This is a genomic window from Streptomyces sp. CB02261 (assembly GCF_001905665.1).
In the GTDB taxonomy this organism is placed as follows: domain Bacteria; phylum Actinomycetota; class Actinomycetes; order Streptomycetales; family Streptomycetaceae; genus Streptomyces.
Genome location: NZ_LIVX01000006.1, coordinates 179,298 through 194,578, shown reverse-complemented (window position 1 = coordinate 194,578; position 15,281 = coordinate 179,298). Strand labels below are relative to the sequence as shown.

The following is a 15,281-nucleotide window of genomic DNA, read 5'->3' as shown; positions in this document are numbered from 1 at the left end:
ACTCCACTCCACCGAGTGCCTGAGCCTGCAGCCGGTGCATGAGACGGGCGGCGCCGGACACACGTACGTCAACTGGCCTGCATGCAGAAGCAGTCGGGCCACCGCCACCAACTGCGTCGAGGGAGCGAGACGTCATGCCGCTGACATTCCGCAAGAGCTTCAGGATCCTGCCCGGCGTCCGACTGAACATCAACCGCAAGTCGTTGTCGATCACCACCGGCGGAGGGAAATACGGTCCCCGCCGCACTCACAGCACCACTGGTCGCCGTACCACCTCGGTGGACCTCCCCGGCCCCTTCGGTTGGCGCAAGACCAGCCGCCGCGGCTGATCCGCCGGGCGTGGCGCCGCCTCGACGAATCCCCGACCTGTCAGGCCGGGGATTCGACCTGACCGGGCTGCATCGCGTGCCACGGTGCGTGTGACTACCTACCGGTATCGGTCGTGCTGTGACGCGAGTCTGCTGCGGTGCCACGGGTCGCCCTCAGGAGAGCACTCCAGAAGATGCGACGGTTGCGCGTGCTGGGCGTCGCCGACAGGCGGGGTGGGTTCTCTCCATCCGTAAAGGAAGTGGACGGAATGAGTCCGATTCGGCGGTGTGGCTGACCTCCTGGGCGCTGTCGGCCTGGGCACTGTCGGCGCCCCGTCGACCGGAGGACGCCACAGGCGGGACGGCCTGGCGGAGGGGCGAGGGCGGGGACCGCCCTGAGATCGGGCCGTGCTGCGAGGCCGTATGCGCAGACAGCAGTGCGTACGCATGGGCGTAGGCCGCCGCAGCGCCGACGTTCCCGCGCAACTGCGCGAACGTCGAGGTCAGCGACGTCGGCGCAGTTCGCTCTGGCCGTCCGCTGCGAGTCGGCGGCCGGCGTCCCGGAGGCGCGCGTCGCCCAATGCCTTGCCGTCGGCCTCCTGCTTCTTGCCGCGGATGAGTTTGAAGGCTCCGCCGATCTTGCTCACGATGTGTCCTTCCGGTGCCTGTGCGGCTCGGGTCGCGCCGGGAGAGACCGGCACGTCCGCTCGATTCCCTCGCTAAACGTCGCAAAACATGTGAAAAGGAAAAAGTCACCTCGCCTGCAGGGCCCAGAGAAGCGACGTAAGCACCCGGTGTTCCTCGGCTCCGCGCGGAATCCCTCGTCACCCGCGGCGGCGCGCAGAGGCCGGCTGCCGGGCACCGTCGGTCTCCCAGGACGGGGTGTCGATCCGAAGCGGGTCGGTCCGGGTGGCTGGCGGTGCCGACTGCGGTGAGGGGAGCCGGCTGTCGGTGCTCACCGAGCAAGCCCGCCAGGCGGCCTGTCACCGGGCCCTCTGCACCGCCGCTGTTCCCGGGCCCCCTGCATCGCCGCCTGAGAACAGCGCCCGACGCGCGACCCAGGCCGCCAAGGCCGGCAGACGCTACGAACGCCGCCGGCCTCGCCGCCCCAGAGCAGACGCTCCAGATCCGCGCCCCGCCGGAGAGCTGACCCATATGCCGGGGGGGCGACACCGTCAGCAAGCCAGTGCTTCGGCCCCATCTCACGGGGCATGGCTCTGCGACAGGTGCCCGTACCGTTGGCGCAGCTCCCGCTTGAGGACCTTGTGGCTCGGTCCCAGCGGCATGGAGTCCGCACGCACCACGATCCGCGGATACTTGTGCCGGCCGAGCCTCGTCCTCGCCCATTCCCGCAGCTCGTCCTCCGCGAAGTCGTCCGCCTTCCCCTCCGGGACGACGACGGCGCACACCTCTTCGCCGTGGACCGGATGCGGCAGACCGATCACGGCCACCTGCGCCACCGCGGGGTGCCCGAGCAGCACCTCCTCGACCTCCCTGGGGTAGATGTTGAAGCCTCCCCGGATCACGAGGTCCTTCTTCCGGTCGACGACCGAGATGAACCCGTCAGCGTCCTTGGTGCCCAGGTCACCGGTCCGGAACCAGCCGTCCACCAGGGCTTTCGCCGTCTCCTCCGGCCGGCCGAAGTAGCCGGCGAAGACGTTGTGACCCCGGATGACGATCTCGCCGAGCGTGTCCCCGGGCAACAGCTCGACCGTGTCCTCGACGTCCGCGCGGGCGATCGCCACCTCCACGCCCCACACAGCGTGCCCGACGGTCCCGGGCCGCACCCCGAACTCCGGGTGGTGCACGCTCGCGGTGGGGGAGGTCTCCGACAGCCCATAACCCTCCAGAACCTGTGCGCCGAACACCTCGCCGACCGCCCGGTGGACCGAGACGGGCAGGGGCGCACCGCCCGAGACGCAGTAGCGCGGCCTCGGCAGCGATCCGGACGGCCGCGCGCGGGCCGCCGCGAGCAACGCCACGTACATCGTCGGAACCCCGTGGAAGATGGTCACTCCCTCCTTCACCATCAGGTCGAGCGCCTGGTGCGGATCGAAACGCGTCTGCATGACCAGGGTGCCGCCGAGCCGGAACAGCGCATTCATCGACACGGACTGGCCGAACGTGTGGAACAGCGGCAGACAGCCCAGTGCCACGTCCTCACGACTCATGTCCATGACGTCGAAGGCGTTGACGGTCGCGTTCATGACGAGATTCAGATGCGTGAGGATCGCCCCCTTGGGGCGGCCCGTGGTCCCGCTCGTGTAGAAGATCACCGCAGGGTCGCCCGGATCGGTGCTCTCGTACGAGGCGAGGGGGCCGGCCGATCCGGCCGCGGCCTCCAGGGTGTCCACCCACCCGTCCGCGCTCTCCTCCACCACTCCCGCACCGATCACCGGCACCCGCGCGGCGGACGCGGCGGCCACGGCGGTCTCCATCAGCCCTTCCGCGCAGACCAACAGTCGCACATCGCTGTCGCGCAGCACGTACGCGACTTCGTCGGCCGTCAGGAGCAGATGGACGGGTACGACGACCGCGCCGGCGGCCAGGATCGCGTAGTAACTGCGCGGGAAGCCCGCACAGTTGGGCATCATGAGCGCCACCCTGTCCCCGGGGCCGACACCCAGGCCACGTAGGGCGCCCGCCTGCGCCAGTGCCTCGGCCCACAGCCGCCCGTAGGTGATCCGCGTTCCGCCGTCCACCACCGCGACGCGGTCGGGGTGGCGGCGGGCGGCCTCGGCCAGGACGGCGGCGAGCGACAAGGTCATCGGAGCACTCCAGGAACGGGGGAGGGAAGCAGGCGTACGGCTGCCGGTCTCCGGGGTCGTACTCGGAGCGGCGCACTGGCCCACCTCACCGTGATCACACGGCGCCGGACAAGCGATACCCGTCGGACCGGGTCTCACGCACAGGAATCCGCGCACGGGCTGTTCCCCCGAACAACCCTGCCCCGTCGCACCCGCCTCGTTCCACCCCACCGGGCTGCATCCGGTTCATCCGATCACCGGTTCGGTGCCCCCACCCCCACCCCCACCCACCCCCGGACACCATTGGTCACGAAGCACAGCCGTCGCTCCTCCCGATGTGCTCGTGACTCGTTCAGCCGCGCACGCCTTCACCAGTCGGCCCGCCCCGTGCTCTCGTAGGCCCTCTTGCCGTCGCGAGCGCCCCGGAGACCATGACCGTGACCGTCCACCCCTTCCCCGCAACAGAGTTGTCGATGTCCGGGGACGACACCCAGGGCGCTGTCCTGATCAGCTTCCTCCTCATCGTGGTCGCCGCACTGTTCGCCTGCCTGCTGCTCGGGCCGCAACGCGAGGAGGCCGAGAACTTCTACATCGGCCGGCGGCGGGACAAGCGCCTGCGGAACGCCCTCGCACTTGCAGGCGACTACATCTCATCGGCCACCGTGGTCGGTACGACCGGGACCGTCGCCCTCATGGGATTCGACGGCCTGTTCGTCGCGGGAAGCACGATCGCCGCGCTCGTCGTCCTCTCCCTCCTCGCCGGACCCCTGCGAGCCCGTGGACGGTTCACGATCGCCGACGTCTTCGCGGACCGGGCACCGGGGACAGCGGTCCGGATCGCCGCGGCGGTCGTCACCCTCCTCGTGTGCCTGCTCTACTTCGTCGTCCAGCTCTCGGCCGTAGCCCTCGTCACCGCTCAGCTCCTGGGCCTGGAGACCGTGGGCGCGCAGCGGGCGATCGCCGTGATGATCGGTGTCCTGATCGCCTGTGCCACCGCCGTCGGAGGGATGCGCGGGGCGACCGCCCTGCAGGCCGCGAAGACCGTCATCGTCCTGGTCGCCCTCCTCCTCGTGGTCGGTGTGCTCCTCGCCCGGTTCGGCTGGAACCCCCTCGCTCTGCTGGACGCCGCGCAGAGCAACAACGGAGCCGGTTCCGCGTACTTCCGCCCCGGCCTCCTGCAACGCTCCAACCCCAGCGCCAGCTGGACCTTCGACTTCGTCGGACTCCAGCTCAGCATCGTTCTCGGCGCAGCCGTCATGCCGCACGTCGTGATGCGACTGCACGCAACCCCCGGCCCCACGGCGGCGCGCCGTTCCGTTCGCGGCGCCCTCGTCGTCGTCTCGGCCGTCACCGCGTCCGCCGTGCTGATCGGCCTGGGCACGGCGGCGACCGTCGGCGGTACGAAGCTGGCCGCGGTCAGTCCCGGAGGCACCGGCGCCCTCATGCTCACCACCGGGGCCCTGACGGACGGCCCCGGCTCCATCGCCGGGACCGTACTCTTCATCCTCGTCGCCACCGCGGTCTTCGCGACTTCCCTCGCCGTCATCGCGGGCATCACCCTGACGGCGTCGGCCGCGGTCGGCCACGACCTCTACCGCCAGGTGCTGCGGCGAACGGAGAGCCCTGACAAGGGCGTCGAGATCAGCACCGCCCGTTTCGGCGCCGTCGCCGTCAGCGTCGCCGGCATCACCCTCGCCTACGCGGCCTTGGACTGGAACATCCAGATGTTCAGCTGGGTCGCCCTGGCCCTCGCAGCGTCCAGCCTCCTGCCCGCCCTCGTCTACAGCCTGTACTGGCGCCGCTTCACGGAACGCGGGCTGCTGTGGACCCTCATCGGCGGCGCGGCCTGCGTCGTCGTCCTCCAGACGTTCACCCCCGTGGTGTCCGGTCTCCCCTCCTCCTTCCTCCCGCACACGGACTTCGCCTGGCTCCCCTTCCAGTCCGTCGCCCTCATCTCGATCCCGGCCGGCTTCGCACTGGGATGGCTGGGCAGCGTGACCGGTCGGCCGCGCCCCGCCCCCGGCGGAAGCACCGACCTCACTCCGTACGCCGAGGTACCGCGCGGCTCCTGATGTCCTGAGCGGAACGGGAAGGCCGACGACCCGAATACCACCCCCCGGCGGTCCGGGGGACCGGATCCGCAGCAGGAGCAGGTGTCGTCACCGGGGTGCCGCTCGGCGTCCCTCGGCGCGTCCCTCCGGGCCGTGCCAGTCCAGGCACAGGACGGTGGCGTCGTCTTTCGGCCGGCCGTCGCTGGCGTCGCTGACCGCGGCGACCAGGGTACGTACGACCTCGCGCGGGTGATCCGCCGAGGTCTTGCGCAGGAGTCCGGGAAGGTCGACGGAAGCAGCCTGGCGTTCCTGCATGCCGTCGGTGTAGAGCACGAGCCGGTCACCGGGACGCAGATCGATGTCCTGCACCCGGTACGGGCCCTGCCCCGCAACCCCGAAGGGCAGGTCGACGGCCAGGCGCAGCTCATCGACCACGCCGCTGCGCAGTCGGAGGGGCCAGGGGTGGCCGGCGTTGACGAGCTGGGCACTGGTGCCGTCCAGGGAGACGCGGAGCAACTGACCTGTGGCGAAGGTCTGTCTTCCGTGGTCGAGGAGGGCCTGGTGGGTCCGGCGGGCCTGTTCGGCCAGGTCGGTACCGGTGCGGCGGGCACCGCGGGAGGCGCTGATCAGGAGGGTGGCGTTGAGGGAGGCGTCGACGTTGTGGCCCATGGCGTCGGTGATGGACAGGTGCAGAGTGTCGTGGTCGAGGCTGTAGTCGTAGGTGTCGCCCGCGATCTCGCAGGCCGGGACGAGCGCGCCGGCCAGGGTGAACTCCGCGGCCTCGCAGGAAGGTGCCGACGGCAGGAGCTGACGCTGGATGTCCGCGGCCAGGCTGACCGGGGTGGTGCGATGGCCCCAGTGGTAGAGGTCGGTGAAGCGGCGGTCGGTGACGACGATGTACGCCAGCGCGTGCGCCGCCTCCTCCACCTGCTCCAGGACCTCCGGTGTGACCCGCGTCAGGAAGAGCTCCAGGACACCGATGGCGTCGCCACGGTTGGTGACCGGGGCCAGCACGCGGTGGCCTTGCTCGCCCCGCGCCGTCCGCACCGGCTTCTGCGTGCGCAGGACCTCGTCGTAGGCACCACTGTCGACGAGCGGGACCTGTTCGGCCTGCTCTTCCTTGCGCGTGTCCGTCGTCTCGGTGACGCGCAGCAGGCAACGGCCGACGACGTCGATGAACAGGAACGATACGGACCTCGCGCCGAATCGGTCGCGCAGGTGACGCGCGACCACATCGAGTGAGGCCACCGGCGCGGCACTCTCTGCCGCTGCCAGAACCTCTGCCAGTCCCATCCGATCCCACTCCATAGCAACCTCCCTGGGTATCGACCTCTTCTTCCCGGGGACGCGGCGGTAATTACATCTCCTTCACCCGCACTGACGGACGACTCGATCGAGAAGGGGTGACGCGGGCCGCGATGCACCGAGCCGCCAAGGCTTTCGGGCGGGCGGGCTCCGTACCGACAAGTGCGACGACCGTGTGCGCCGAGCGCGCTGCCCGGCCCCTGGGCTGCCGATAGTCCACCCGCCCTGTGGATCACGCCCCGCATGTCCGTGTACACATAGCTCACGCCGCTGCGCGTCGCCTCGACTGTGATGCCGTGCCGGGGGAGGCACCAGATGTCGTACGTCAGTCTCAACAGCATGGCTCCGAAGCCGGTGACCCCCAGGCCGAAGGGGGTGACGAGCGCGAATATGACCGCCGCGACGACCGGCCCCAGGACCCCGATGGTCACGGCCCCTGCGACGGTCGGGAGCCCGATGGTCCACCCCCAACGCTTGAACCTGCGTGTCAGCAACTCGCCTTCGGACTCCGCCCGCGGCCGGCCGTCACCTTCGCCCTCGTCAACTCCGCCCACACCGCCGCCGTCAACTCACGCCTGCCGACGGGGCAGGATCCCGTACGACGTCCCCTCCCCGCCCCACACCGAACTGGTCCGCACGATCACAAGAGAGAGACTCAGACACAGATGAGAACCGCGTCCCTGCTGTACGCCGGCAGCGTGATCCCCCTGCTGGCCGCGTCCCTCGCGCTGCCGGTCCACACCGCTCAGGCGGCGTCCCAGGGCCCCGCCCCGCTGCTGTACGGCGAACTCGCCCCGGAAGGTGCGTTCACCACCGCGCCGCCGGAAGGCACCTGGTGGTCGTCCACCGGCAGCGGTCCCGACCACACGGGCGGCACGCTGAAGGCCTCCGTGGCCACCGGCACGAACAACCGGTGGGACGCGCAGCTGGGACGCGACGGCATCGCGCTGCGCGCCGGCGCGCTCTACACGCTGTCCTTCGAAGCCCGGTCCTCCGTCGCGAGCACCGTCCGGGCGACCGTGCAGCAGGCCAGCGGTTCGTTCGAAGCGCCCTTCGCGCAGGACGTCACGCTGGACCCCGTGAGCAAGCGGTACCAGTGGACCTTCCGTTCCACGATCGACACGGCGGCCGGTGCGAGCGCCCAGATCACCTTCCAGCTCGGCGGTCAGAACGCCCCCACGGACTTCACCTTCGACAACGTCTCCCTGACGACCTCGACCGCACGCGAAGGCTTCTTCGTCGACCCCGGGTCCAACGCCCGCACGTGGGTGGACGCCCACCCGACCGACGACCGTACCGACAAGATCCGCACCCGGATAGCCGACCGCACCACGGTTAAGTGGTTCGGCGGCTGGAACACCGACGTGCAGACAGACGTCGACAGCTACGTCAGCGCGGCCACGGCCGCCGGGCAGGTGCCCACACTCGTCGCCTACAACATCCCCGGCCGTGACTGCGGCGGAGCCTCCGGCGGAGGCGCGGCCGACGCGGAGGCGTACAAGAAGTGGATGGCCGGTCTCGTCGCCGGCATCGCCGGGAGGCCGGCGATCGTCATCTTGGAACCGGACGCGGTGGCCCAGGCCGACGTCGAGGAGAACTGCCTGACGCCGGAACGGCGCGAGGCCCGCTTCGACATGCTCTGGTACGCCAGCCAACACCTCGACGCACAGGGCCCGTACGTCAAGACGTATCTGGACGCCGGCAACGCGACGTGGACGCTGGGCCTGCGGCGTGAGGACGACCCCGCGGACAACGGGATCGGGCTGAGCGACATGGCCGACATGCTGGGCCGCTCCGGAATCCACCTCGCCGACGGCGTGGCGGTGAACGTGGCCAACTACCACTCGACCGACATCTCCAACGACTACGCCCGACGACTCGCCGCGCGGGTCAAGGAGCGGCTGGGCGTCGACACGACCTGGGTCGTGGACACCTCCCGCAACGGCAACGGCGCCTACAAGATCCCCGGAGACGAGACCAGCGGGCAGGTCGGCTTCTGCAACCCGCCGCTGCGCAAGCTGGGTTCCGCCTCCCGGGTCGGCGAGGACGGCGCGGCGTACTACCTGTGGATCAAGAACCCCGGCGACTCCGACGGCCGCCACGCCGACGACACGCGCTGCCCGGCGGAAGGCCCGCAGTACAAGGCCGGTGACTTCTCGCCCGAATTCGCGGCACGACTCATCGACGGCAGCTGAGAGGGTGCCGGTACGGGCCGGGCACGGCGGCCCGTACCGCCGTGTGGTGCGCGCCCACCGCTGACGGGAGGGCCGGCGTGTATGGCGATCTCGCCGTCGATCCGGATGCGCGCACCCGGCCGTCCTCGTCCACCGGCGACACGACCTGAAAGTGAATCGCTCGGACTGCATCCGGACCGGAGCCTCCAGGGGAATGTCCCACGAGCGCCCGCCTTCATCCCCCCGAGAGGCGGGCGCTCACCCATGCCGGACAAGCACGCGGCAGCCCACGCGGGATGGAACCGGTCTTCTCGCTCATTTCCCACGCGTAGATTCGGCTGCGGCTGGGGGCATGCCCAGCCGCGGGGGACGCCGTGATGTCGGACCAAGCTCGGCCCCAGCCGGGCGGGCGTACGTCCGCGCGGGCCGGTGTCACTGGGTGCCATGCCGTCCACCTGCCCGGCATCGAGGGCCCGCGGCGCGGAACAGCCGTCCGGGAGATCCGAGTCAGCGCGGCGCTCGGGAGTCCTCGCTGGTGTCGTGGCTGGTGCGACACTGGAGGAATGACGGAAACCGGGCGGCAGACGGAGCAGCGCTTGGAGCGCACCATCCTGGAGCTGCTGGAAAGGCGTGGCCCGACCGCGTCGATCTGCCCCTCCGACGCCGCGAGAGCCGCGTACCGGGGGGACGACGACGGCTGGCGCGCGCTCATGGAGCCGGCCCGGCGCGCCGCCCGACGGCTGGTCACGGCCGGCGAAGTGGAAATCACCCAGGGCGGCCGCCCCATCGAGCCGACAGACGCCCGAGGCCCGATCCGGATTCGTCGCGCAGGCTGACCGGGTCCATACCTCGCGGCTGCCGGTAAGGGGGAGAGGCCAGTACGGCCGCGCTGCCCAGCCAGCGCCCCACCGGCCCCCACCGGGATCGCCCCCTCCGCGCAACAGGAGCGCTCCTGACAAGTCGGGCCCCGCCCCCTCGCCCGGCGCGCACCGAGCCCTCCTCGCCGAGGGCGCGAGGAGTCATGATCCAGCCGTCTTTCCGCCACCTGATCGGCTCAGCAGGACCTAGAGTGTGCGCGTGACCGAGCAGAATCCCGAACTCATCGCCGGCCGGTACCGATTGGTCGAACGGATCGGCCAAGGCGGTATGGGCCGAGTATGGCGTGGCCTTGACCAGCAACTCTTCGGGCGCGAGGTCGCCGTCAAGGAGATCCTCTTCCCGCCGGGGCTGGAAGACGCCGACCGCGCCGCGTTGCTGCGGAGGTTCACCGGCGAGGCCCGCGCAGCGGTCACTCTCAGCCACCCCGGGGTCATCACCGTCCATGACGTGGTGGAGCACCAGGGAGCCCCCGTCATCATCATGGAACTGATCCGCGGGCAGTCCCTGGCCGTCGCCATCCGTGATCAGGGCCGACTGCCGGTGCGGCGCGTCGCCGAGATCGGCGCCGCCGTGCTCGACGCGCTGACCGAGGCGCACAGGGCGCGGATCGTCCACCGGGACATCAAGCCGGACAACGTGCTGCTGACGAAGGACCGCGTCGTCCTGACCGACTTCGGCATCGCTCACCTGGCGGACGCCACGACCAAGCTGAGTCACAGCGGGACCGTGATCGGCACCCCGCAGTACATGCCGCCGGAGCAACTGGAGGGCAAGCGCCCGACCGCGGCCAACGACCTGTGGGCGCTCGGCGCCACCCTCTACCACGCCGTGGAAGGGCACCCGCCGTTCGAGGCGGACGGCCTCCACGCCCTCGCCATCGCTGTCTTCACCCGCCCGCACCGGCCACCGGTCCACGCCGGTCCTCTGACCCCCGTACTGGACGCGCTCCTCACCAAGGACCCGGCGCAGCGTGTGGGGGCCGCCGAAGCGGCCGAGATGCTCGCGTCCGTGCTGCGGTCGTCCCCGTCCGGGCCCGACGCGTCCACCGGCCGCGGGCCGACGCACCACCCCCGCCCCGAACCCGAGGCCAAGTCCGAGCCCGAGCCCGAACCCGGACCCGCTTCCACCCCCACGCCCGATCCCCGGGTGCCCTCAACACCCACACCCACACCCGCACCGGACGCGACGCCGGACCACGCCTCCGCTCCGACGATGCCGAAGCAGGCGCCGTCACCGACGCCGTCATCACCGACCCCCACGGTCCTGGATCCCGGGTCCGCCGCCGACACCCCGCGCCGCCGCCCGGTGCCGGACAGGCCGACCGCCCCACCCGCACCCGTACCCCAATCCCCGCCCGTCCCTGTCCCCCCGGCCGAAAGCCCGGTCACGCTCGGTTCGACCGCGACATCGGACCACGGCGGCGAGCAGGCGTCCGCCCGGCGTCGCGGCCTGACCCGGCGCTCCGCGATCCTGGGCACGGCGCTCGCCGTGCTCACCACGGGCTCGGTCCTGACCTGGACCCTCAACCGCGACGAGGACGCACCCCGTGGCGGGGCAACCGGGAGCGGCGGTGCGGGGGGCTCCTCCCGCACGGTGGTGATCGGCGTGGCCGCACCGCTGAGCGGCGGACTGTCCTCGATGGGCGTCGGAATGAGGAACTCCGCCGACCTGGCGGTCAGGACCGCCAACGAATCCCGGCACGTCCCCGGCGTGACGTTCGAGATCAAGGCCCTGGACGACGTGGCCGACCCCGCCAAGGGCGCGCCCAACGCCGCCGGATTCGTCTCCGACGAGAAGGTGCTGGGGGTCGTCGGCCCTCTCAACTCCGGCGTCGCCCGGACCCTGGTGCCGCCGCTCGCGCGGGCGGGCGTGGTCAACGTGTCACCGGGCAACACCGATCCCGTCCTGACCCTGGGCCCGGACTGGGCCTCGGGTACCAGGTCGCGCCCGCACTCCACCTACTTCCGTACCATCGCCACGGACGTCGACCAGGGGCCGTTCGCCGCCCGTTACCTGCATGGGGCGAAGAAGACCAGGCTCTACGTGATCGACGACGCGAGCGCCCACGGCACGGCCCTCACCTCCGGTCTCACAGCGGCGTTCACCAAGCTCGGCGGGACCGTGGTCGGCACCGAGCAGGTCGATCCCGCGGAGCGCGCCTTCGCCGGGCTCGCGGCGCGGGTGCGGTCCTCGGGCGCCGAAGCCGTGTACTTCGGCGGCTATTACGACACCGCGGTGCCCCTCTCCCAGCAGCTCAAGCAGGCGGGGGTGAACGTCCCCCTGATGGGCGGCGACGGCATCCTCGACCAGCAGTACGTCACGGGGAACCCGCAGGCCGAAGGCGACCTCGCGACCAACATCGGCCTACCCGCCGAGGAGACGGCGGCAGGGCGGGACTTCCTGAGCCGGTACGGGAAAGCGGGCTACCCGCAGCCGGCCGGCTGGTACGGCCCCTACGCCTACGACGCGACCTGGGCCCTCATCGAGGCGGTGAAGGCCGTCGTGACGGCCAACGGCGGCACTCTCCCCGACAACGCCCGGGCGAAGCTGCCGCAGGCCGTCGCCGGGCTGGCCTTCGACGGTGTCACCGGCCGCGTCGCCTTCAACGAGAACGGCGACACGGTCCACCGCCGACTGACGGTGTACGAGGTGAACGCCGGCAACTGGAAGCCCGTGACGAGCGGCCCCGCCACCCCCTGACACCTGGCCGCGGAAGCCCGGCGGGCGTCTCGCCGCGTGGCGGGCGGCGCGCCGCCCCCACCGGATCGATCCGCCGCCGCCGGACCCACCGCGCCCTGGCGTGCTCACCTTCCGGACTGGTTTCCCCTTGCGGCGCACGGGCAGGCGCACGACAGGCGTCGATGAAGGGACCGTCATGAGTGCCAAGGAGAAGACGAAGGCCACGACCGAGCAGGTCGTCGGAAAGGTGGTGCGAAAGGTGGCCCATGCGATGGGGAAGGACACCACGGCCGCCAAGGGCGCGGCACTGGAGGCGCGGGGCAAGGCCCGAGCGACAAAGGAGAGCGCGAAGGGCGGCTTCCGCCACTGATCGCGTCGCCTGCACTGGTCCCGCACCTGCTGCGATGGCTGGCCGAGAGCAGCGGGGAGCGTGTGTACGACGCCCGCGGTGGCGCGGGACCTCGTCGTCGAATCCGGCGCACGGACGGCGGCCCGGATGGACTGCAGGAGCCGGCTGCTGCCGTACGGCTGCCGGGTCTGACGGCGAAGCTGCGGGCGACCAGGAACGGGCGAGAGGCTGTCTCCATCCGAACACAGTGAGCCGACCAGAACCAGCAACCGAGGGAGCCCGCGCTACGCCCGCCCGCCGAGGGAACCGAGGCGATCAAAAAGTAAGAACAGGTACGTTTCGCTGTTCGTCGATCATCACACGCGGGACTAGGCTCGGCCCGTGGGACAGCCTGAGCAGCGCGCCGAAGGTGCAGGACCGTTCACCACCCGGCTCACGTGGAAGCGCCCTGCAGGGGAAACGGTGGTGTGGGATTCGCGGCTCGCGCGCAGGCGGGGAGCGATGTCGGTCCGCGGTCAGGGTGACGCGGTCAGCACGTACGCCGTGGCCGACGCGGAGGCCCTCGGCCGCCTTCGAAGACTCAATGCCGTGGCCTCGGCTGCGTTCGTCATCGGCGGAGCGCTGTTCGCTCTCGGGGCGGCCGTCTCCCAGTTCGGCTCGGGCGGCGCCGCCGAGAGCGCCTCGATCTATTTCGCGGGGGGCCTGTTCTTCAACCTCGGGGGCTACACCTCGCTCCTCCAGGTGATGAACGCGCCTCGCCACTCCCAAGAGGGCGGTCCGCTGGTGACGGCCGGCTGGCGGTGGTGGGCGTACGAGCCGATGCGTCTGGACTGGCTGAGCACGTTCGTCCTGTTCGTCGGGACTCTCGTGTTCGCCGTCAATCTGCTGGACTCCTTCCTGCAGGGGCTCACCGTCCAGCAGATCAACCGGCTGATCTGGACTCCCGATGTGATCGGATGCGTGCTGTTCCTGGTCTCCGGGCATCTCGCGTTCGCCGAGATCTGCCATCGGCGCTGGCCCTGCGTCCGCTCGCGCAGCCTCGGCTGGTGGGTCGTCGCCGTGAATCAGTTCGGCTCGGTGCTCTTCATGATCTCGGCCCTCGCCGCGTTCACCCGCCCGGACACGGGAAGCCTCATCAACACCGACATCGCCAACTGGGGAACGCTGACGGGCGCGCTGTGCTTCTCGCTCGGGGGCGTCCTCCAATTCTTCGAGCGCCCCTGAGGGGTGCGGTCGCCGTCGGCACGGCGCCCGGGAAGTGCTGGCCGGGATCGCGTTCGTGACCACGTCCAGACGCACGTGACAGCTGCTGTCTTACGCGTCGTGTCTTCGACGAACTCGGCGCTCACCACGAGCTGAACTGGTCCCGCTGCGCGATCGACCCGGTGAACATGCTGACAGTGAAGAGGGGGCTGACGGTTCCGAATCAGACGGACCGGGTGCACGGCCGAGCGGTCACTGCTCGGCGGGGAGTCAGATCACGGTCCTCGCACGACTGTTGTGGCCCCACGACAGCCTTCACCACGTCACAGAAATGGACTCGTGCACGGCGAACGATTTCTCTATCTTGGGCCGCAGCGGGACTGCGCGTGGTCCCGCAGGTTGCGTGCCGTGGCAGAGTGGTCTATTGCGATCGCCGTGGGGGAGGCCCCCTCCACGGCGAGTGACGGAGACGGGGTGGCCCTGCCCCTGTCTGTCTCGCGGGTTCGAATCCCGTCGGCATCGCAGCCGCTCCGAGGTGTGGCCGAGCGCGGAGGAATCACCCCGCCGGAAAGAGAACACCCGCGTCGTCCGGCTGCGCGTTCAGCGGCTAGTGCTACGCCTCGTTCTTACCTGCCACCGCGAGTGCGGCGAGCTCTCCCGGCGCCTATTCCTCTCAGATGTTCATATGCCGACCGGCGGCACCCCGACAGGCAACAGCTCCGGGCGTCGGGCGGCGCGGCCGTCGCCGGAGGACTGGCCGCGAAGGCGTCGCAGCAGCCAGGGGCCGAGGAACCCGGCGGCCCAGCGCAGTTCGGTCGCAGCCGTGCGCATCGCGCCGACGGTCGTGGACGAGGAGGGCGCCAGCGCCTGGGTCCACGAGTCGTCGCTGCCCGGTAGGCCGAGCGCGTGTGCGAGCGCGGCGGAGATCCGGTCGTGACCCAGCGGGCTCGCGTGCAGTCGGTCCGTGGCCCAGAAGCGTGGATCAGTGGCAGCGGCGTGCGGGGAGGTCTCTGCGAGAGCGACGTCGTGCCGCGCCGCCGCCAGCCGGATGCGGTCGTTGAGGGCGGCGATCCGAGGTGCCACGGGTCGGGCTATGGGCGCGATTCGGGTGATGTCCGGGATCGTGACGGTCGCGACGCGTGCCCCCGCGGCGGTGAGCGCGGCGAACATCGCCTCCACGTGGGCGGCGGTCTCGTCCGGGTCGAACCGGGGCCTCAGCAGGTCGTTGACCCCGGCGATCACGGTGGCTACGTCGGGCCGGAGAGCGAGCGCGGGGCCGAGCTGCTCCGCGCGAACCTGTCCGGCGAGCCGGCCCCGGACGGCCAGGTTGGCGTAACGGACCTCAGGGCTCACCACCGCGATCCGTTCGGCGAGTCGGTCCGCGAAACCACGTAGCCCGATGGTGTCGTCGCCGTCGCCGACCCCCTCCGTCTGGCTGTCGCCCAGCGCGACGTAACGCAGGTACTGACCGTTCCTCATGGGCCGTCCGTCTCTCCCTGACACTCCTGTACCGCATCCGAAAGTACATGGTACTCAAAAAAATGAGTAATCGTTCTGATGGGTATATGGGGTGGGGGCCCCGCCGT

Annotated in this window: 11 protein-coding genes and 1 tRNA gene; 8 read left to right on the top strand and 4 right to left on the bottom strand. The window is 70.7% G+C overall.

All coding sequences use genetic code 11. The features are described 5' to 3' along the window. Window positions 1-134 precede the first annotated feature (134 nt). The gene (locus AMK29_RS21150; RefSeq protein ID WP_073815221.1) at window positions 135-329 is read left to right on the top strand and encodes a DUF4236 domain-containing protein; all 195 of its coding nucleotides are present in this window, start codon (window positions 135-137) and stop codon (window positions 327-329) included. Window positions 330-811: 482 nt separating this feature from the next. On the opposite strand, the gene AMK29_RS36530 is transcribed toward AMK29_RS21150, so the two are convergent. Together AMK29_RS36530 and AMK29_RS21145 are read right to left on the bottom strand one after the other, a co-directional pair. Next, window positions 812-955 carry a hypothetical protein gene (locus tag AMK29_RS36530; RefSeq protein ID WP_158071349.1) on the bottom strand — a complete coding sequence of 48 codons (144 nt, stop codon included), beginning with the start codon at window positions 953-955 and terminating at the stop codon, window positions 812-814. A gap of 555 nt (window positions 956-1,510) precedes the next feature. Beyond that, window positions 1,511-3,076, bottom strand: a complete 1,566-nt coding sequence (locus tag AMK29_RS21145) for a long-chain-fatty-acid--CoA ligase (RefSeq protein WP_073815219.1) — start codon at window positions 3,074-3,076, stop codon at window positions 1,511-1,513. Window positions 3,077-3,486: 410 nt separating this feature from the next. Here AMK29_RS21145 and AMK29_RS21140 point away from each other — a divergent pair, with 410 nt between their 5' ends. After that, window positions 3,487-5,127 carry a sodium/solute symporter gene (locus AMK29_RS21140; protein ID WP_073815217.1) on the top strand — a complete coding sequence of 547 codons (1,641 nt, stop codon included), beginning with the start codon at window positions 3,487-3,489 and terminating at the stop codon, window positions 5,125-5,127. A gap of 87 nt (window positions 5,128-5,214) precedes the next feature. Here AMK29_RS21140 and AMK29_RS21135 read toward each other — a convergent pair whose 3' ends face one another. Further along, entirely contained in the window at window positions 5,215-6,414 is a 1,200-nt protein-coding gene (locus tag AMK29_RS21135; protein ID WP_073815216.1) for a PP2C family protein-serine/threonine phosphatase, read from the bottom strand. Between the two features lie 662 nt (window positions 6,415-7,076). Between AMK29_RS21135 and AMK29_RS21130 the strand changes: the two genes are divergently transcribed. The 6 genes from AMK29_RS21130 to AMK29_RS36525 all read left to right on the top strand — a co-directional run bounded on the left by AMK29_RS21130 (window position 7,077) and on the right by AMK29_RS36525 (window position 14,217). Beyond that, window positions 7,077-8,606, top strand: a complete 1,530-nt coding sequence (locus AMK29_RS21130) for a glycoside hydrolase family 6 protein (RefSeq protein ID WP_073815214.1) — start codon at window positions 7,077-7,079, stop codon at window positions 8,604-8,606. A 542-nt stretch (window positions 8,607-9,148) separates the two neighbouring features. Then, the gene (locus tag AMK29_RS21125; RefSeq protein ID WP_073815212.1) at window positions 9,149-9,421 is read left to right on the top strand and encodes a DUF3253 domain-containing protein; all 273 of its coding nucleotides are present in this window, start codon (window positions 9,149-9,151) and stop codon (window positions 9,419-9,421) included. Window positions 9,422-9,662: 241 nt separating this feature from the next. Beyond that, window positions 9,663-12,164 carry a bifunctional serine/threonine-protein kinase/ABC transporter substrate-binding protein gene (locus tag AMK29_RS35245; RefSeq protein WP_143202937.1) on the top strand — a complete coding sequence of 834 codons (2,502 nt, stop codon included), beginning with the start codon at window positions 9,663-9,665 and terminating at the stop codon, window positions 12,162-12,164. Between the two features lie 175 nt (window positions 12,165-12,339). Beyond that, on the top strand, window positions 12,340-12,513 hold the full coding sequence (locus AMK29_RS36775; RefSeq protein WP_198942299.1) for a hypothetical protein: 174 nt from the start codon (window positions 12,340-12,342) through the stop codon (window positions 12,511-12,513). Between the two features lie 360 nt (window positions 12,514-12,873). Continuing rightward, on the top strand, window positions 12,874-13,716 hold the full coding sequence (locus AMK29_RS21110; RefSeq protein ID WP_073815209.1) for a hypothetical protein: 843 nt from the start codon (window positions 12,874-12,876) through the stop codon (window positions 13,714-13,716). A 382-nt stretch (window positions 13,717-14,098) separates the two neighbouring features. Continuing rightward, a tRNA-OTHER gene (locus tag AMK29_RS36525) sits at window positions 14,099-14,217 on the top strand. Window positions 14,218-14,376: 159 nt separating this feature from the next. On the opposite strand, the gene AMK29_RS21105 is transcribed toward AMK29_RS36525, so the two are convergent. Further along, on the bottom strand, window positions 14,377-15,174 hold the full coding sequence (locus tag AMK29_RS21105; RefSeq protein WP_073815206.1) for an SGNH/GDSL hydrolase family protein: 798 nt from the start codon (window positions 15,172-15,174) through the stop codon (window positions 14,377-14,379). Window positions 15,175-15,281: the final 107 nt, after the last annotated feature.

What these genes read in the sequence shown, in the direction of transcription:
- AMK29_RS21135 (WP_073815216.1), bottom strand. Translation starts at nt 6,414, where the DNA reads ATGGAGTGGGATCGGATGGGACTGGCAGAGGTTCTGGCAGCGGCAGAG.
- AMK29_RS21125 (WP_073815212.1), top strand. Translation starts at nt 9,149, where the DNA reads ATGACGGAAACCGGGCGGCAGACGGAGCAGCGCTTGGAGCGCACCATC.
- AMK29_RS21150 (WP_073815221.1), top strand. Translation starts at nt 135, where the DNA reads ATGCCGCTGACATTCCGCAAGAGCTTCAGGATCCTGCCCGGCGTCCGA.
- AMK29_RS36775 (WP_198942299.1), top strand. Translation starts at nt 12,340, where the DNA reads ATGAGTGCCAAGGAGAAGACGAAGGCCACGACCGAGCAGGTCGTCGGA.
- AMK29_RS21130 (WP_073815214.1), top strand. Translation starts at nt 7,077, where the DNA reads ATGAGAACCGCGTCCCTGCTGTACGCCGGCAGCGTGATCCCCCTGCTG.
- AMK29_RS21145 (WP_073815219.1), bottom strand. Translation starts at nt 3,076, where the DNA reads ATGACCTTGTCGCTCGCCGCCGTCCTGGCCGAGGCCGCCCGCCGCCAC.
- AMK29_RS21105 (WP_073815206.1), bottom strand. Translation starts at nt 15,174, where the DNA reads ATGAGGAACGGTCAGTACCTGCGTTACGTCGCGCTGGGCGACAGCCAG.
- AMK29_RS21140 (WP_073815217.1), top strand. Translation starts at nt 3,487, where the DNA reads ATGACCGTGACCGTCCACCCCTTCCCCGCAACAGAGTTGTCGATGTCC.